This is a genomic window from Actinomadura decatromicini, from assembly GCF_008121305.1.
Taxonomy (GTDB): Bacteria; Actinomycetota; Actinomycetes; order Streptosporangiales; family Streptosporangiaceae; genus Spirillospora; species Spirillospora syzygii.
In genome coordinates, this window is record NZ_VSRQ01000007.1 from 52,794 (window position 1) to 70,052 (window position 17,259).

14 protein-coding genes are annotated in these 17,259 nt (G+C 74.8%); 10 read left to right on the forward strand and 4 right to left on the reverse strand.

The features are described from left to right. Positions 1-35: 35 nt before the first annotated feature. Positions 36-1,052, reverse strand: a complete 1,017-nt coding sequence (locus FXF68_RS29845) for a hypothetical protein (protein WP_148765049.1) — start codon at positions 1,050-1,052, stop codon at positions 36-38. A 189-nt stretch (positions 1,053-1,241) separates the two neighbouring features. Between FXF68_RS29845 and FXF68_RS29850 the strand changes: the two genes are divergently transcribed. From FXF68_RS29850 to FXF68_RS29860, 3 genes are all read left to right on the forward strand, one after another. Further along, on the forward strand, positions 1,242-2,414 hold the full coding sequence (locus FXF68_RS29850; RefSeq protein ID WP_148765051.1) for a sensor histidine kinase: 1,173 nt from the start codon (positions 1,242-1,244) through the stop codon (positions 2,412-2,414). A 112-nt stretch (positions 2,415-2,526) separates the two neighbouring features. Next, positions 2,527-3,186 (forward strand): cardiolipin synthase ClsA, encoded by a 660-nt coding sequence (clsA, locus tag FXF68_RS29855; protein ID WP_148765053.1) that lies wholly within the window; start codon positions 2,527-2,529, stop codon positions 3,184-3,186. After that, entirely contained in the window at positions 3,183-5,681 is a 2,499-nt protein-coding gene (locus FXF68_RS29860) for a mannose-1-phosphate guanyltransferase (RefSeq protein WP_148765055.1), read from the forward strand. Before clsA ends, FXF68_RS29860 begins: the two co-directional genes overlap by 4 nt. A 7-nt stretch (positions 5,682-5,688) precedes the next feature. On the opposite strand, the gene FXF68_RS29865 is transcribed toward FXF68_RS29860, so the two are convergent. Both FXF68_RS29865 and FXF68_RS29870 read right to left on the reverse strand, forming a co-directional pair. Then, a complete protein-coding gene (locus tag FXF68_RS29865; RefSeq protein WP_148765057.1) occupies positions 5,689-7,113 on the reverse strand; it encodes an aminotransferase class V-fold PLP-dependent enzyme in 1,425 nt (474 codons plus the stop codon). 126 nt (positions 7,114-7,239) lie between these two features. Continuing rightward, positions 7,240-8,841 (reverse strand): ABC transporter ATP-binding protein/permease, encoded by a 1,602-nt coding sequence (locus FXF68_RS29870; RefSeq protein WP_148765060.1) that lies wholly within the window; start codon positions 8,839-8,841, stop codon positions 7,240-7,242. A 196-nt stretch (positions 8,842-9,037) separates the two neighbouring features. Between FXF68_RS29870 and FXF68_RS29875 the strand changes: the two genes are divergently transcribed. From FXF68_RS29875 to FXF68_RS29905, 7 genes are all read left to right on the forward strand, one after another. Beyond that, the gene (locus FXF68_RS29875; RefSeq protein ID WP_148765062.1) at positions 9,038-9,946 is read left to right on the forward strand and encodes a DUF881 domain-containing protein; all 909 of its coding nucleotides are present in this window, start codon (positions 9,038-9,040) and stop codon (positions 9,944-9,946) included. 52 nt (positions 9,947-9,998) lie between these two features. Further along, positions 9,999-10,331, forward strand: a complete 333-nt coding sequence (locus tag FXF68_RS29880; RefSeq protein ID WP_148349078.1) for a small basic family protein — start codon at positions 9,999-10,001, stop codon at positions 10,329-10,331. Continuing rightward, entirely contained in the window at positions 10,328-11,056 is a 729-nt protein-coding gene (locus FXF68_RS29885) for a DUF881 domain-containing protein (protein WP_148765064.1), read from the forward strand. The genes FXF68_RS29880 and FXF68_RS29885 overlap by 4 nt, the downstream gene beginning before the upstream one ends. Positions 11,057-11,362: 306 nt before the next feature. After that, positions 11,363-11,893, forward strand: a complete 531-nt coding sequence (locus FXF68_RS29890; RefSeq protein ID WP_148349080.1) for an FHA domain-containing protein — start codon at positions 11,363-11,365, stop codon at positions 11,891-11,893. Between the two features lie 52 nt (positions 11,894-11,945). Further along, positions 11,946-12,671, forward strand: coding sequence for a transcriptional regulator FtsR (gene ftsR / locus FXF68_RS29895; protein ID WP_148765066.1), 726 nt, complete (start codon positions 11,946-11,948; stop codon positions 12,669-12,671). A 142-nt stretch (positions 12,672-12,813) separates the two neighbouring features. Beyond that, positions 12,814-13,284 (forward strand): bifunctional nuclease family protein, encoded by a 471-nt coding sequence (locus FXF68_RS29900; protein WP_067886188.1) that lies wholly within the window; start codon positions 12,814-12,816, stop codon positions 13,282-13,284. A 481-nt stretch (positions 13,285-13,765) separates the two neighbouring features. Further along, on the forward strand, positions 13,766-14,371 hold the full coding sequence (locus FXF68_RS29905; protein ID WP_148765068.1) for a MerR family transcriptional regulator: 606 nt from the start codon (positions 13,766-13,768) through the stop codon (positions 14,369-14,371). 256 nt (positions 14,372-14,627) lie between these two features. Here FXF68_RS29905 and FXF68_RS29910 read toward each other — a convergent pair whose 3' ends face one another. Then, positions 14,628-17,057, reverse strand: a complete 2,430-nt coding sequence (locus FXF68_RS29910) for a lysylphosphatidylglycerol synthase transmembrane domain-containing protein (protein ID WP_246179020.1) — start codon at positions 17,055-17,057, stop codon at positions 14,628-14,630. Between the last annotated feature and the right edge of the window lie 202 nt (positions 17,058-17,259).

Here is a 17,259-nt window from a genome sequence, read left to right on the forward strand (position 1 = left end):
TGCCGCAACCGCCGGTCATGGGATAGACGCGCGCGTCAGGAAGGCCGGGAGGCGGCCCCGACCAGCATGGGCAGCGCCAGGGTGAGCGCGCGGAGCGCGGCGGGCGCGGACGGCGACCGGTGCAGCCGCCACCGGCCATCGTCGCCGCCCTCGGCCCGCGCCCGGCGGAGGGAGGCGGACTCGCGGCCGTCCACGCCGGTGACGACGTAGCGCCCGCCGTCGCCGCGGGTGGTGCCGAGGAGCATCCCGTCGGCCGCGTGGAAGGACGGCTCCCGCGAGCCCCTGACCCGGCCGATGAGGCGGCCGTCCGCGTCGAGGACGCGCATCCGGTCGCCGCCGAGCGGCGGCCGCTTGAACACGAGCAGCGGCGCCGCGTATGGGTCGCGGAGGACGACCGTCCGGCGGCGTCCGCAGGCGACGGCGAGCAGGGCGCCGCCGCGCTCGCTCCGGTAGCGGCCCCGGTCGTCCACGGTGACGCGGTCGGCCCTGGTCAGCGCGTTCGGGGGCGGCGGCTCGACCTCCTCGCCCGCGTCGTCGACGACGCGCCACGGCACCCCGAGCGTCCCGGTCGCGGCGTCCCGGACGGCGTCGAGTCGGCCCGGTGGCAGCAGGCGGCCGCGCAGCAGGGGCGCGGAGCCGCCCTCGGTTTTCGTGACGGCGGCGACGCCGGGGGCCGCCGCCGGGTCGAACCAGACCGTCCAGACGGGGTCGGCGACGGGCCAGGCGATGCCGACCGCGTCCAGCGCGCTCACCGGCACGGACGCCCGCGCCCCGCCCCGGCGCAGGACGAGCCCCTTCGCGTCGATCGTCACGACCAGCCGGGTCCGGAAGATCACGGCGGCCCACGCGGCGGCGGCCGACGCGCCGATCCCGAGGAGGATCACGACCTGAAGCGCGTCGTCCGCGTCCCAGAGGCCGATCTGCGCTGCCAGCGCGGCGAGCGCCGCGAGGGCGAGCGCCGCGAGGCCGATCCTGAGCGGCCACCGGTAGGCTCTCCGGCCCGGCGCGACCCGGAGCTCCTGCGGGGGGACGGACGGCGGGGGCACGGACACTGTCAGCCCTTCGTGATCGAGTCCGCAGAACTATAGGGGCGGAACCCCCGTTCCACCGGAAAGCGCACGACAGCGATCATCCTGCCCGTCCGGCCCGCCGAAGGGAACGACCGCCGCGGGGCCGGGTCGGGAGCGGGGTTGGGGACGGGGCGGTGCGGCGCGGCCGGGGGCGTCGGTGAGAATGGACGGGTGGTGATCGTGCGTCGGGCCGGTGTGACGGTGAAGGACGCCCTGCTCGCGGCGGTGCTGGCGGCCGTCGCGGTGGCGGTGGCGGCGGCGTGGCCCGGCGTCCGCGAGCTGGACGCCGCCGGAGCGCTGCTGATCGTCGCGGCGCACTCCCCGCTCGCGCTGATCAGGCGGTGGCCGACGCCGGGGCTCGTCGCGCTGGTCGTCCTGGTGCTGCCGTACCACCTGGCGCAGTACCAGCACCACGCGCTGGTGCCCGCCGAGGTGATCGCGCTGTTCGCGTACGCGGTGCTCGGACGGCGGGTCAGGGTCGTCCTCACCGTCGCCGGGTTCCTGCTGGCCGTGTGCGTGGTCGGGATGGCGATGCGGGCGGGCGGCGGCTCCGTCCTCGAGCAGATCGCGGTGATCGAGGCCGTGGTGTCGGTCGTGATCGCCGTCCAGGTGTGGCGGACGCACCGGGCCCGGGTCGCGACGATCACCGAGCGGGCCGAGCGCGCGGAGCGCACGCGGGAGGAGGAGGCGCGGCGGCGGGTCGCCGAGGAGCGTCTGCGGATCGCCCGCGACCTGCACGACCTGCTGGCCCACAGCATCACGCTGATCGGCGTCCAGGCGGGCGCGGCGGCGCACCTCGTCCGCGGCGACCGGCCCCTCGACCGGGACGAGCTGGCCGACGCGCTCGCCGTGATCGCCGAGACCTGCCGGGACGCCCGCACCGAGTTGCGCGGCACGCTGCAGGTGCTGCGCGGCACGGACGCGGCGCCGTCCGGGACGCTGCCCGGCGCGGGCGGCATCGCCGACCTCGTCCAGGCGGCGCGGTCCGCCGGGATCGAGGTCGACCTCGACGACGCGGACGCCGGGACGCCGCCGCCGGAGGTCGGCGTCGCGGCGTACCGGATCGTCCAGGAGGCCCTGACCAACGTTGTCAAGCACGCGGCGGCGACACGTGTCGTGGTGAGCCTCACACGCGCGGACGGCGGGCTCGTCGTGCGCGTGGCGGACGACGGTCGCGGGGCGTCCGGCGGGACGCCCGGCGGCTTCGGCGTCCTCGGCATGATCGAGCGGGCGCGCAGCGTCGGCGGGACCCTCGACGCGGGTCCGCGCGACGGCGGCGGGTTCGCCGTCACCGCCGTGTTCCCCGCCGCGTTCCCCGCCCCGGACGTCGCGGCGCCCCGGTGACCGCGCGCCGGGCGGTCCGCGGCGCGGCGCGGCGGCGATCTGCGCGCGGGGGCTTTCAAACCCTTACCGGTAGGGTCAGGATCAAGGGGGACCAGGGGAGGCGAACGCGTCGGTGAGCACGCAGAGCACGCAGCGGGAAGCCCAGCAGGACCGGATCTTCACGGTGCCGAACAGCCTGAGCCTCGCCAGGCTCGTCGGCGTCCCGCTGTTCCTGTGGCTGGTCCTGGTCGAGGCGGACTGGTGGGCGCTCGGCCTGCTGGTGTTCGCGGGCCTGTCCGACTGGCTGGACGGCAAGCTCGCGCGGGTGCTGAACCAGACCAGCAAGCTCGGCGCGATGCTCGACCCGGCCGCCGACCGGCTCTACATCCTCGCGACGCTGGTCGGGCTGACGATCCGCGACATCATCCCGCTGTGGCTGGTGGTGCTGCTCGTCGCCCGCGAGCTGGCGATCGTGCCGATCGCGCCGATCGTCCGGCGGCTCGGGTACAGCGGCACGCTGCCCGTCCACTTCATCGGGAAGGCGGGCACGCTCTGCCTGCTGTACGCCTTCCCGCTGCTGCTGCTCGGCGACCACGACGGGACGGCCGCGACCGTCGCGAAGGTGATCGGCTGGTCGTTCGCGATCTGGGGCGCGGGCCTGTACTGGTGGGCCGCCGTCCTGTACTGGGAGCAGACGCGGCAGCTCGTGGTGGCCGCCCGCGGCGCGCCGCCGCCGCCCGTGCCCGACCCGGACCCCGAGGGTGAGCAGGAGGGAGCGGAGACCCCCCGATGAAGGCCGTCGTGATGGCGGGAGGCGAGGGGACGCGGCTGCGTCCGATGACCGCCAACCAGCCGAAGCCGCTGCTCCCGCTCGTCAACCGGCCGATCATGGAGCACGTGCTGCGGCTGCTGAAGCGGCACGGGTTCGGGGAGACCGTCGTCACCGTCCAGTTCCTCGCGGCGCTGGTCCGCAACTACTTCGGGGACGGCGAGGAGCTCGGCATGGCGCTGAGCTACGCGACCGAGGAGGTCCCGCTCGGCACCGCGGGCAGCGTGAAGAACGCCGAGGAGGCGCTGCGCGACGACCGCTTCCTGGTGATCTCCGGGGACGCCCTCACCGACATCGACCTGACCGACATGGTGCGGTTCCACCAGGAGAAGGGCGCGCTCGTCACGATCGGGTTGAAGCGCGTCCCGAACCCGCTGGAGTTCGGGATCATCATCGTCGACGACGAGGGCCGCGTGCGTCGCTTCCTGGAGAAGCCGACCTGGGGCCAGGTGTTCTCCGACACCGTCAACACCGGCATCTACGTCATGGAGCCGGAGGTCCTGGAGCACGTCGCGGCGGGGGAGCCGGTCGACTGGTCCGGGGACGTGTTCCCCGCGCTGCTGGCGGCGGGCGCCCCGCTCTACGGGTACGTCGCCGACTGCTACTGGGAGGACGTCGGCACCCACGAGAGCTACCTCAAGGCGCAGGCCGACATGCTGTCCGGCCAGGTCGGCGTCGACCTGGACGGCTTCGAGGTGTCGCCGGGCGTGTGGGTCGCCGAGGGCGCGGAGGTGGACGCCGAGGCCGTCCTCAAGGGCCCGCTCTACATCGGCGACTACGCCAAGGTCGAGGCGGGCGTGGAACTGCGGGAGTACACCGTCCTCGGCAGCAACGTCGTCGTGAAGGAGGGCGCGTTCCTGCACCGGGCGATCGTCCACGACAACGTGTTCGTCGCGCCGTCCACGAACCTGCGCGGCTGCGTCGTCGGCAAGAACACCGACATCATGACGGGCGCCCGCGTCGAGGAGGGCGCCGTCATCGGGGACGAGTGCGTCATCGAGGCGGAGGCGTACGTCTCGTCCGGCGTGAAGGTCTACCCGTTCAAGACGATCGAGGCGGGCGCGGTCGTCAACACGAGCGTCATCTGGGAGTCGCGGGGGCAGCGCAACCTGTTCGGGCCGCGCGGCGTGTCCGGGCTGGTCAACGTCGAGATCACGCCGGAGCTGGCGGTGCGGCTCGCGAGCGCCTACGCGACCACGCTGAAGAAGGGCTCGACGGTCGTCACCGGACGGGACGTCTCCCGCGCCGCCCGGACGCTGAAGCGCGCGGTGAACAGCGCGCTGACCGCGAGCGCGATCGACGTCCGCGACCTGGAGGCGACTCCGCTGACCGTCGCCCGGTTCGAGACCGGCCGGCAGGACGCCGTCGGCGGCATCTACCTGCGCACCACGCTCGGCGACCCGCAGGGCGTCGACATCCTGTTCTTCGACCCGGACGGCGCCGACCTGTCCCAGGCGGCCCAGCGCAAGCTGGAGCGGGTGTTCGGGCGGCAGGAGTACCGGCGCGCGTTCCCCGGCGAGATCGCGGAGCTGACCTACCCGCCGCGCGTCGTCGAGACCTACACCCGCGACCTGCTGCGCCGGGTCGACATCGGCGGGGTCCGGGAGGCCGGGCTCAAGATCGTCCTGGACTGCGCGGGCGGGGTCGCCGCGCTCGTCCTGCCGAGCCTGCTCGGCAAGATCGGGGTGGAGGTCCTCACCCGCAACGCCGGGCTGGACGAGGCGAACCCGACCGAGACGCTCGCCGAGCGGATGCGCGACCTGGAGCGGCTCGGCGAGCTGGTGTCGTCGTCGCGGGCCGCGTTCGGCGTCCGGTTCGACCCGGTGGGGGAGCGGATCTCCCTGGTCGACGAGAACGGCGAGCTGGTCGGGGACGACCGCGCCCTGCTCGTCATGCTCGACCTCGTCGCCGCGGAGCGCCGCGACGGGCGGGTGGCGCTGCCGGTGACGACGACCCGGGTCGCCGAGCAGGTGTGCCGGTTCCACGGCGTCCGGGTCGAGTGGACGTCGACGTCGCAGGACGTGCTGACCAAGGCCGCCGCGCAGCCCGGCGTGATCTTCGCCGGGGACGGCCGGGGCGGGTTCCTGATGCCCGAGTTCGGCGGCACCGTCGACGGGATCGCGGCGTTCGCCCGGCTGGTCGGGCTCGTCGCGCGGACGCGCCTCACGCTGTCGCAGATCGACCGCCGGATCCCCGCCGCGCACCTGCTGCGCCGGTCCGTCCCGACGCCGTGGGCGGCGAAGGGCGGCGTGATGCGGCGCGTCGTGGAGGCCGCCGGGAGCCGGACGGTCGACACGACCGACGGCGTCCGGGTGGTCGAGGACGACGGCCGCTGGGTCCTCGTCCTGCCCGACCCGGCGGAGGCGGTGACGCACCTGTGGGCCGAGGGCCCGGACGCCGACGCCGCGCAGGCGCTGCTGGAGGACTGGGCCGCCGTGGTCGAGCGCGCCGGGTCCTGAGCCGCGCTCAGCAGCGCTCGCGGGGCTTCAGGCCGGTCGCGTCCGGCTCGCGGCTCCCGTAGGCGGCGTCGAGGAACCCGGTGAGGCGGTCGACGTCGGCCGCGTTCGACACGAGGCCGAGCGACGCGCGCACCGCTCCGCCGCTCGGCAGGCCGAGGACGCCGAGGTAGTCGTCGAGCGTCCGCATCCGCCGGTGCGCGGTGAGCCGCAGCGCCCGCTCCGGGATCTCGAACGCGCCCTCCCCGGCGCCGGGGTTGCAGAAGCAGCCGGTGCGGACGGAGATCCCCGCGGCGGCGGTGTCGCGGGCCACGATCCGCTCGTCGACGACCCCGCCGTGCGCGTCGAGGACGTTGAACGCGACGGTGCCGCCGCGCCGGTCGATGCCTTCCGGGCCGTAGATCCTCACCAGCGGGGAGCCGTCCGGGTGGCGGAGGGCGGCGAGGCGGCGCAGCAGGCGGGCCGTCAGGGCCATGACCCGGCGGTGGATGAGGTCCATGCCGATGTCCTCGACCCAGCGGATGCCGAACTCCACGTCCGGGATGGACAGGAAGTTGAGGGTGCCGTCCTCGAAGGCCGTCTCGTCCGGGGCGAGGACGTGCCAGCCGCCGAGCGCGCTGACGGCCTGGATCGTCCCGCCCGCGAACCACGGGCGGCGTAGCCGCGACAGGGCCTCGCGCCGCGCGACCAGCGCGCCCACGCCGGTCGGGTACCCGAACACCTTGTACCAGCTCACCGGGATGAAGTCGGGCCGCACGAGGGAGAGGTCCAGGCGGTTGGCGGGGACGAACGCCGCCGCGTCCAGCAGGACGTCGTAGCCGTGCGCCCGTGCCAGCTCGATCCAGCTCAGCGGGTGCTGCACGCCGCTGAAGTTGCTCTGCGCCGGGAAGACGAACAGGCCGCGGCGGCCGGTAAGCGCGGCGGCGACCTCCTCGTCCGGGACGCGCAGCTCGGGCCCGCGGACGGGGACGTGCACCGTCGCCGCGCCGCGCGCCCGCGCGAACTCGCGCAGCCCGTTCACCGAGTTGTGGTTGTCGCCGGTGAGGACGAGCCGGTCGCCCGGCTCGAACGGGTACGCCTCGCCGACGAGGCGGCACGCGCCGCTCGCGTTCGGCGTGAACACGACCGCGTACTCGTCCGGGGAGGCGTTGAAGAACCCCAGGATCGCCTCCCGCGTCCGCTCGACCAGCGCGGTGGACGCGCTGGACGTCGGGTTCTCCGAGTGCGGGTTGCCGTAGCAGTGGCCCGCGAGCCGCTCGCAGTGGGCGCGGATCTGCGCGTCCGCGGCGACGCCGGAGCCGGTGTAGTCGAGGTAGGTCTGGCCGCGCTCGTCCAGGTAGCGGTACTCGGTGGCGCGCAGCTCGTCGAGCCGCCGCGTTCCCGCGAAGCCCCCGCCGCAGCCGGACGGGTCGTCGGAGCCGGATGAAGGGCCCATGGTGCACCCCCGCGTGCATGTAAGCCACACCCTTATGAAAACGGTCCGAAATTCGGGTGTGACACGCAAGGGGGTGTCCTGACCTTTTTTGGTCCGGCCGGGAACGTTTGTCAGGTAGGCCGGATGTCAGGTGCGCCGGACGATCACCAGCCACGTCCCGGCGAGGAACAGCGCCGCGAACCCGCCGAGCACGGCCCAGTCGGCGGCGGCGGCGCGGGAGAACGTGTCCCCGTAGGAATCGAGCAGCGGCGGGCCGAGCGGGGAGCGCCCGCCGGCCCAGAGCCGCTCGACGCCGAGGCTGTGGCCGAGCGCCTCGAACGCCCACCGGTTGGACATGGCGTAGCTCAGCCACCGTCCCGGCGCCGCCATCACAGGGACGGGCAGGATCGCCCCCACGAACAGCACCTGCGGGAAGCACAGCATCGGCAGCGCCATCGTCGCCTGCGCCGGATCGGTCACGGCCGCGGACACGAGGAGGCCCAGCGCCAGCGCCGCGAGCGAGCACAGCAGCAGCGTCGTGAACAGCTCCCCGTAGGTGCCCCAGCCCGCCGCGGGCAGCCGGTCCAGGGCGCGCAGGACGCCGAGCGTCAGCGCGTCCACGACGGCCAGCAGCGGCAGCAGCACGGCGACCTTCGCCAGCACGTACGGCCCGGCGCGCAGCCCGGTGAGCCGCTCCCGCCGCACCACCGGCAGTTCCGTGCACACCTGAAGCAGGCCGTAGGTAAGGCCGAAGAAGAACCCGCCGAACGCGATCCAGAACAGGATCATCACCGTCGCGCTCGGGCTGGGCGCGGCGGGGGAGAACGCCCCCGGACGGAACAGGACGGCGAACATCGCCAGCACCATCACCGGCGAGCCCGCGAGGACGGCGAGCGTCAGGCGGTTCCGGGTCAGCAGGTCGGCGTTGCGGCGGCTGAGCAGGGCCCACTGCCGCCACGCCCCGACCGGCCGCCCGCCCGGCGGGGGCCGGTCGGCGGGACCCGGCACGGGCTCCGGCGCGGGAGCCCGCCCGGCCTCCGCTCGATCGCCGGACAGGCGGAGGTAGACGTCGTCGAACCCGTCGGCCTGGAAGTGCGCGAGCGCCTCGCGGGGCGGGCCGTAGAACGCGAGCGTCCCGTCCATGGCGAGGACGGCGACCTTGTCGCACACGGCCGCGTCCGGCGGGTGGTGCGTCGTGAGGACGACCGTCGTCCCGGTGGCGGCGAGGCCGCGCAGGGTCCGCATCAGGTCGGCCGCCGTCGCCGGGTCGAGGCCGGACGTCGGCTCGTCCAGGAAGAACACGCACGGCCGGGTCAGCAGCTCGACCGCGATGCTGGCGCGCTTGCGCTCGCCGCCGCTCAGCGACCCGACCCGCTGCCCGGCGCGGCCGGCGAGCCCGAGCGCGGCGAGCGCGCCGTCGACCGCGCGCTCCGCGTCCTGCGGCGGCGTCCCGGCGGGCAGCCGCAGGCCCGCGGCGTAGCGGAGGGTGCGGCGCAGCGGCAGGTCCCGGTGGACGATGTCGTCCTGCGGGACATACCCGAGCGACCCGTCGCCGCCCGCGCGGCGGACGTGGCCCTCGGCGGGCGGGCGGACGCCCGCGAGCGCGTCCAGCAGCGTGGTCTTGCCCGCGCCGCTGCCGCCGACGATCGCGACCAGCTCCCCGGTCCCGATCGTCAGCGACACGTCGCGCAGCGTGCGGCGGCCCCCGTCCACGCACTGGCCCACGTCCCGGACCTCGATCATCGGCATCGCCTCCCGTCCGGGCGCCCGGCACCGCGCCCCGTGTGGAAACGCCCAGGTGGAAACGCCCGTGTGAAAACGATGGACGATCGGACCTCGCCCGTCCAGGAAGGTCAGGCCACCGTGGCGTCGCGGGGCGCGGCCGCCGGCCGCGTTACGGACGGGGTTCCCCCGTTAATTTGGACGTCCTTGCCATGATGGGGCCGTGATCACACGACGGGACGACGGCCCGGACGGCTGGCGGCGGCGGCCCGACGCCTCCATGTCGCTGCTCGCCGACCTGTTCGCCGGGAAGCTCCTCGACCACGGCTACGCCGAGGCGGCGGCCCGGCGCGCCGCGGCGGGCGGCGGCGTCGAGGCGCCCGGCCCCCGGCGGGGGCGGCTGCGCGGCGGCGGCGTCCTGCTCGTCCTCGCGCTCGCCGGGACGCTGATCGCGGTCGCCGGGGCCGAGGTGCGGCGCGGCGAGCCCGTCGCCGCCGAGCGCCGCTCCCGGCTGGTCGACGAGATCCACGCCCGCACCGCAGAGACCGACGACCTCCAGCGCCGCCTCGGCCGCCTCCGGGACGAGACCGAGCGCCGCCGCGCCGCCGCCCTCGCCCGCAGCGCGGAGGGCCGCCGCGCCCGGCAGGCGCTCGCCCGCGCGAGCGCCGCCGCGGCCGCGACGCCCGCGTCCGGCGGCGGGCTCGTCGTCACGCTCGACGACGCGCCCGCCGACGACCCGGGCGCCCGGCCCGGCCGCGGGCCCGCCGCGACCGACGGCCGGGTCTATGATCAGGACCTCCAGGTCCTGGTCAACGGGCTCTGGGCGGCCGGGGCCGAGGCGATCGGGATCAACGGGCAGCGGCTCACCCCGACCACCGCGATCCGCGCCGCGGGCGAGGCGATCCTCGTCGACTACCGCCCGCTCGGCGCGCCCTACGCGGTGACGGCGGTCGGCGACCCGGACCGGCTCCGCGCCGCCTTCGCCGGCTCGGCCGCCGACCGGCGGCTGCGGGCGCTGAGCGAGCGCTACCGGATCGGGTACGGGACGCGCCGCGCCTCGGACGTCCGGCTGCCCGCCGCCGGAGCCGTCCGGCTGCGGTACGCCGTCCCGCACGAGGGGGACGGCCGGTGAGCGGGGGACCTGTGAGCGGGGGACCGGTGAGCGGGGGAGGGGTGACCCGGACGTGATCGCGCTGATCGGGCTCGTGATCGGCGTGACGCTCGGGCTCGTCCTCCAGCCGGACGTGCCGCTCTGGGCGGAGCCGTACCTGCCCATCGCGGTCGTCGCGGCGCTCGACGCCATGTTCGGCGGGATCCGGGCGCGGCTGGAGGGCATCTTCGACGAGAAGGTGTTCGTCGTCTCCTTCCTCAGCAACACCGTCATCGCCGCGCTGATCGTGTTCCTCGGCGACAAGCTCGGCGTGGGGTCGCAGCTCTCGACCGGCGTGGTGGTCGTCCTCGGCATCCGGATCTTCTCCAACGCGGCGGGCATCCGGCGCAGGCTGTTCGGCGCATGACGGGCCGCGAACGCGACGCCGGGCCGCGCGACGCCGGGCCGCGCCCGGAGGGCCTCCGCGCGGTCGCCGACCTGTTGAGACCGCGAGTCAGCATGGGCCAGCTGATCGGCGGCCTCCTCTGCCTCGTGCTCGGGTTCGCGGTGGTCGCGCAGATCCGCTCGAACGAGCGGGACACCACGTTCGCGACCGCGCGGCAGGACGAGCTCGTCGGCGTCCTGTCCGATCTGGGCCAGCGCTCCGAGCGGCTGCGCGGCGACCTGCGCGACCTGGAGGACACCAAGGCCCGGCTCGAACGGGACGCGCAGGGTGGAACCGCCCTGGAGGAGGCCCGCAAGCGGGCGGCCACCTACGGCCTCCTCGCGGGCACCGTCCCGGCCGAGGGCCCCGGCATCGAGCTGACGGTCGGCGACCCCCGGCGCGGCGTGCGGGCCGTCAACCTGCTCGACGCGCTGGAGGAGCTGCGCGACGCGGGCGCCGAGGTCGTGCAGGTCAACGACGTGCGCGCCGGGGTCGACACCTACTTCCTGGACGACCGCGGCGGCGTCCGGGCCGACGGCCGCGCGCTCGCCCCGCCGTACCGGTTCCGCGCCATCGGCGACCCCCACACGATGACGACCGCGCTGAACATCCCCGGCGGGCTGGTGCGGACGCTCCAGGCGGCCGGCGCCGAGGTCTCGATCACCCCGCGCGCGAAAGTCGTCGTCGACGCGGTACGGTCTCCGTAGAGGGAGACGGGGGGAGCGGTAAACCGGACGGCCCGCTCGAACGTCGTCATCGGGGCGGTCCGCGCGGCGGCGTAGACCTGCGATCATCGACGAATGTAGTTTGGTCCGGCCGGCTCACCGTTCCAGTTGACCCCTCGGGTAATACCCGCGTAAGTTGCGGCGACCGTCGTCTGAGCGGGCGGTGGGTCGACCGTGGCCGGGGGCGGGCCCCCGGCGTGGGTTGGTTGATGGATGCGCATGGCGCAGGCGGCTCCCGTTGCGGCGGGGTCCCCGTGCCGCGCCGATGGTAGGAGGCCGAGCCGATCGATGCCGAGCGTCTACTGCACGCAGTGCGGTCACGCCAACCCGGATGATGCCCGCTTCTGCTCGAACTGCGGTACTCCGCTCACCCGGAGTCCGCTCCCTCCCCGGGAGTCGCCCGGCGAGTCCACGTCCACCATCTCCATCGGCGGGTTCGAGGCCCTCGACACCGACGCCGGAACCGAGGAGCCCTCGCTCGGTCCCGACCAGATGGCCATGGAGGCGCTCCCGCCGGGGACGGCGCTGCTCGTGGTCAAGCGGGGCCCGAACGCGGGGAGCCGGTTCCTGCTCGACAAGGACCGCACCTCCGCCGGACGGCACCCCGAGAGCGACATCTTCCTGGACGACGTCACCGTGTCCCGCCGCCACGCCGAGTTCGCCCGGCAGGGGGCGGTGTTCTCCGTCCGCGACGTGGGCAGCCTCAACGGCACCTACGTCAACCGGCAGCGGATCGACCAGGCCGGGCTGTCCGGCGGCGACGAGGTGCAGATCGGCAAGTTCCGGCTGGTGTTCCTGACCAATCCGGCGCACGGCTGACGCGCGGCCTGCACCGGCGGAGCACGAGGCCGCGGCGACGATGGGAGGGGCCATGAACGCGCAATCCGCCCGGTCCCTGATGACGATCGGGGACGTCCTCGGACTGCTCAGGCCCGACTTCCCCGACATCACCATCTCCAAGATCCGGTTCCTGGAGTCCGAGGGCCTCGTCGAGCCGCAGCGCAGCCCGTCCGGGTACCGCAAGTTCGGCGCGGCCGACGTGGAGCGGCTGCGGTTCGTCCTCGCCGCGCAGCGCGACCACTACCTCCCGCTCCGCGTCATCCGCCAGCACCTGGAGGCGCGCGACCGCGGCGAGAACCCGCCGCCGCTCGGGCCCCGCCGTCCCGGCGCGCCGGAGCCGCGCCGCCCCCGCACGCTCGTCGCGGCCGACACCACCGCCGCCGACCCGCCCGTCCGGCTGACCCGGCGCCAGCTCCTCGACGGCGCCGGGATCGACGAGGGGCTGCTCGCCCGGCTGGAGGAGTACGGCCTCGTCCGCCGCGCCGGGACCCACTACGAGGGCGACGCGCTGAGCGTCGCCCGCGCCGCCGCGGCGCTCGGCGAGTTCGGCTTCGAGGTCCGCCACCTGCGCGCCGTGAAGGCCGCCGCCGACCGGCAGGTCGGGCTGATCGAGCAGATGGTCGCGCCGCAGCTGCGCCGCCGCGGCCAGGGCGCCCACGAGCAGGCGGCCGAGACGGCGCGGGAGATCGCCGCGCTGTCGGTGCGGCTGCACGCCGCGCTGGTCGACGCCGGACTCCGCGAAAGCCTCGACCGCTGATCATGTGCGCCGCGGAGGTTTTTGCCGGACCCGCGGCAACACGAGCTGTCCGGAGCGGGGTGTACGTTGGCTACAGGGTTCGGTCACGAACTGATCCGCTGCACGTGGTGATCGAGACGGCGAGAACCAGCAGGGAGCCGCAGTGAAGCAGATGGAGGTCGTCGGCGTCCGGGTCGAGATGCCCTCCAATCAGCCCATCGTCCTGTTGAAGGAGACGGAGGGCGACCGCTACCTGCCCATCTGGATCGGGGCGGTCGAAGCGACCGCGATCGCCTTCGCCCAGCAGGGTGTGCTGCCCGCCCGCCCGCTCACCCACGACCTGTTCCGCGACGTCCTGGACGCCCTCAGCGTCCAGCTCCGCACCGTCAACATCACGGCGCTGCGCGAGGGCATCTTCTTCGCCGACCTCGTGTTCTCCAACGGCGTCGAGGTGAGCGCCCGCCCGTCCGACTCCATCGCCCTCGCCCTGCGCACCGGCGCCACGATCTTCGCCAGCGAGGACGTCCTCGAAGAGGCCGGGGTCGCCATCCCGGACGAGCAGGAGGACGAGGTCGAGAAGTTCCGCGAGTTCCTCGACACCATCTCCCCGGAGGACTTCGGCCGCGCGGGCTGACCGCCGGAGCGCGGTGAGCGCCCTTGGCGAGCCGCGGGCGCGAGGGGATCACCAAGAGGTACTCTCGTTTCAGCAACCTCAGCCACCACCCCGGCCACGCACGCACCCGGACCGTCGCGATCGCGGGCGAAGCCAGGTTCGAGCGAAGCGGGGACCTGATCGCGAGGCGAGCCGCGAGGCGAGCCGGAGCGATGCGGCGACCGCACAGCGGTGCACGACGATGGAGGGCCGCCGAGGCCCGAAAGAGGAGTGCGCCGCGACGAACACGAGTGCGGGGCGATAAACACGGGTAGGAGTGGGGTTGGCTCGGAAGGTGCGAGGTTTGCCCACGTGAAGCCGGTTCATCCGGGCATGCGACGCGCCGACGATGAACGTTGACCACACCCTGACCGGCACCTACCGTGCTGGTGGAACACCCGTGGTGTAAGTCGTCAAACCCCCTTGACGAAGCGGCACGGGATGATAGAAGCCGGAGGTCCGCGTGGCGGTGAGCAGCGGCGAGGGCAAGGCGACCCCCGAGAGGCGGATGGCGTCCCAGCGCGCCGGGGAGCAGGGGCTGCTCTTCGACACGCAGGTGTCCGTGCCACCGGAGGATGTCGGCTACCGCGGCCCGACGGCGTGCGCCGCGGCGGGGATCACCTACCGGCAGCTCGACTACTGGGCCCGGACGAAACTGGTCGAGCCCAGCGTCCGGTCGGCGCACGGATCGGGCAGCCAGCGGCTCTACAGCTTCCGCGACATCCTCGTCCTGAAGGTCGTGAAGCGGCTCCTCGACACCGGGGTGTCGCTGCAGCAGATCCGGACGGCGGTGTCGCACCTGCGCGACCGCGGCGTCCGCGACCTGGCGCAGATCACCCTGATGAGCGACGGCGTCAGCGTCTACGAGTGCACCTCGGCCGACGAGGTCGTCGATCTGCTGCAGGGCGGGCAGGGCGTGTTCGGCATAGCGCTCGGCCGCGTCTGGCAGGAGGTCGAGGGCAGCCTCGCCGAACTGCCCGGCGAACGCGCCGAGGCCGTCGGGGACGACCCCTCCGAGCACCCCCACGACGAGCTCGCGAACCGCCGCCGCGCCCGCCGCACCGGCTGACCCTCCACCGCCTGTCTCACCTCCCGGCTCCCCCCCCGCACCGGCTGAGCCCCCCGGGCACCGACCGAAGCCCCGCCGCACCGGCTGACACGCACTCCGCCGAAACCCGCGCACCGGTCGAACCCCGCCGTACGGCCCGCCGCACCCCGTTCGCCCCTCCAGCACCCGCTCAACCCTCCGCCACAGGCTGGTCCACGCCCGCCTCATGGCTCTCGCGTCGGGTTCCGGCCTCGCCGATCCGCGGCTGAGGTGCCGCTCAGAGGGCCTCCTTGCGTTGGAGGTAGGCGAAGGCCGCCCAGCCGGGGAGCACCGGCAGCCACAGGGTCAGCAGCCGGTACAGCAGCACCGCCGACGTCGCGGTCTCCGCGGACAGGCCGGAGATCGTCAGCGCCAGCGTCAGCGCGCCCTCCACGGCCCCGAGCCCGCCCGGCGTCGGCGCGGCCGAGCCCAGCGCGTTCGCGGTGAGGAACACCACGACCACTGACGTGACCGGCAGCGAACCGCCGAACGCGCGGATCGAGGCGTCCAGGCACAGGACGAACCCGACCGTCAGAAGCAGCGTCCCGCCCATCCCGGTGGTGAGCTTCTTCGGCGACTGCAGGACGTCCACGAGCCGCGGCACCACGCCGGAGAACATGCTCCGCAGCCGCGACGTCGCCTCCCGCCTGACCCGCGGCACGGTCAGCGCGAGCCCGGCGAGCAGTCCCGTCGCCAGGACGGCGATGACGATCGCCCGGGACGGCGCGAGGTCCTGCGTGGCCTTGCCGCTCGACCCGGTGAGGAACCCGAACAGGACGAGCAGCAGCAGGTGCGTGACCAGCCCGACGAGCTGGGACGCGCCGACGCTCGCCACCGCGGGCCCCGGCCGCACCCCGGACCGCTGCAGGTAGCGGGTGTTGACCGCGACGCCGCCGACCGCCGCCGGGGCGACGAGCTTCACGAACGACGCGGCGAGCTGGGCGAGGACGGTCCGGCCCAGCGGCAGCCGCTCGGGCACGAACCCCATCAGCATGAGCGCCGCCGCCAGGTAGGTGAGCGCGGCCCCGCCCAGCGCGGCGACCACCCAGTGCCAGCTCGCCGTGGCCGCCATGGTGCGCAGGTCGAGGCTCGCGACCTGCGGGATGACGATGTACGCCGCGATCGACAGCGCGACGATGCTGAAGACCGTCCGGGGCCGGAACCGCTCCAGCCGGACCGGCGCGACCTCCGTCTCCGGCTTCAGCCGGACGATCTGCTCCCTGATCCGGGTCAGCAGCTCCCGGTCGTGCCGCAGCGCCGCCCGGGTCTCCCGCGACAGCGCGACCCGCTGCAGCAGCGGCACGGCGGCGGCGAGGGCCTCCTCGCCGAGCACCTCGGCGGCGGTGCGGACGGCGCGCTCGGCGCCCGTCCGGAGCGCGAGGGTGGTGAGGAACTGGGCCAGGTCGAGGCGCAGCGCGAGGTCGCCCGCCGCGATCTCCCCGGCGCGCAGGCCGGTGACGTAGGCGCGGCCGTCGTCGCCGACGAGGACGGCGCCGTCCTGCAGCCGCCGGTGCGCGAGCCGCGCCGCCTGGAGGGCGCGGAACTGCCGCCACACGTCGGCGAGGAGGGCGTCGGTGACCTCCTTGTCGGGGACGTCCGCGAGCCGCCGTCCCGGCACGTGCTCGTAGGCGAGCAGGGCCGCCTCGGTGCCGACCTCCGAGGTGCCGAGCAGGCGCGGGGTGCGGACGCCCGCCGCGTCCACCGCGTACGCCATCAGCGACTCCTGCTCCAGGGAGCGGCGCAGCGACCGCAGCGCCCGGCCGGTCGTCGCCGAGCGCAGCCGCAGCAGCCGCCACACCCGGTAGAGCAGCCCGGCGGTCTGCTGGTCGCGGTCCAGGACGTGGACCTCCACGTCCCAGCCGCCGTGCCGCGCCGGGGGGCGGACGCCGTGCCCGGCCGCGGGGCCGGCGCCGAGGACGACGCCGTACCGGCGGGCCTCCTCGGCGCCCTCGGCGGGCTCGTCCAGCCGGGCCGCCTTCGCCGCGCGGAGCCCGAGCCGGTCGAGCGCCGCCATGACGGCGGCGCCGGACGGGCGCGGGTTCGGGGTGCCGACGGCGTAGAGCGTCCCGTGGCCGATGGCGGTGCCGAGGAAGTAGGTGGCGGCGAGCGCGGCGACCGAGGCGTAGGACGCGGTGAGCCCGGTCAGCGCGGCGAGCCCGATCAGCGTCCAGGTCGCGGCCTGCCAGCGGACGCGGCCCGCCATCCCGACCGCGCTGACGAACGCGATCACGGGCGCGATGTCGGTGTGCACGGGCGCGGTGGCGCTGCCGCCCCAGATCAGCGAGTCGAGGACGCCGCCCGGCGCGGCCCGCACGACGAGGTCGTCGAGGCCCACCGTGATCCCGAACGCGATCACGGCGGCGAGCAGGGCGATCGCGACGCGCGTCCCGTCCTTGCGGAGCAGCCGCTCGATCGCGAACGCGACCGGCACGGCCAGCACGCCGAAGCTGGACACGAGCGTCGCGAGGGACAGCAGCAGCCGCGGTGCGTGCGCGGTGCCCTGCGCGATGTCGGTCTGCAGGCCGTGCGTCGTCTGCTGCGCGATCGACACGAGCAGCATCACCGCGGCCAGCCCGACCACGGACGCGGCGAACCGGATGGCGTCGGACGAGCGGCGGATCCGGTCCGGCTGGGCGGGCTCGTCGACGGGCACGGCTGCCGGGGTCACGGCCGCGCCCGCCCGCGCGCCCGCCCGTGCGCCCGTGCGCGCGCCGCGCCGTCGCCCGTGTGCGTCACGCCGTACCGCCGCCCTGATCGTCCATCGCGTGATCAGTGTCCCAGGCCCGGTCCCCCTGGTGGACGTGCACATCGTACTCACGGGTAGAAGCGCTGCGGCGCACGTCGGAGGGGCGGGACGATCGTCGCGACCG

Excerpts from the sequence above, each read along its gene's own strand:
- ftsR (WP_148765066.1), top strand. The coding sequence starts at position 11,946 with ATGAACGCGCAATCCGCCCGGTCCCTGATGACGATCGGGGACGTCCTC.
- FXF68_RS29870 (WP_148765060.1), bottom strand. The coding sequence starts at position 8,841 with ATGCCGATGATCGAGGTCCGGGACGTGGGCCAGTGCGTGGACGGGGGC.
- FXF68_RS29860 (WP_148765055.1), top strand. The coding sequence starts at position 3,183 with ATGAAGGCCGTCGTGATGGCGGGAGGCGAGGGGACGCGGCTGCGTCCG.
- FXF68_RS29865 (WP_148765057.1), bottom strand. The coding sequence starts at position 7,113 with ATGGGCCCTTCATCCGGCTCCGACGACCCGTCCGGCTGCGGCGGGGGC.
- FXF68_RS29890 (WP_148349080.1), top strand. The coding sequence starts at position 11,363 with ATGCCGAGCGTCTACTGCACGCAGTGCGGTCACGCCAACCCGGATGAT.
- FXF68_RS29885 (WP_148765064.1), top strand. The coding sequence starts at position 10,328 with ATGACGGGCCGCGAACGCGACGCCGGGCCGCGCGACGCCGGGCCGCGC.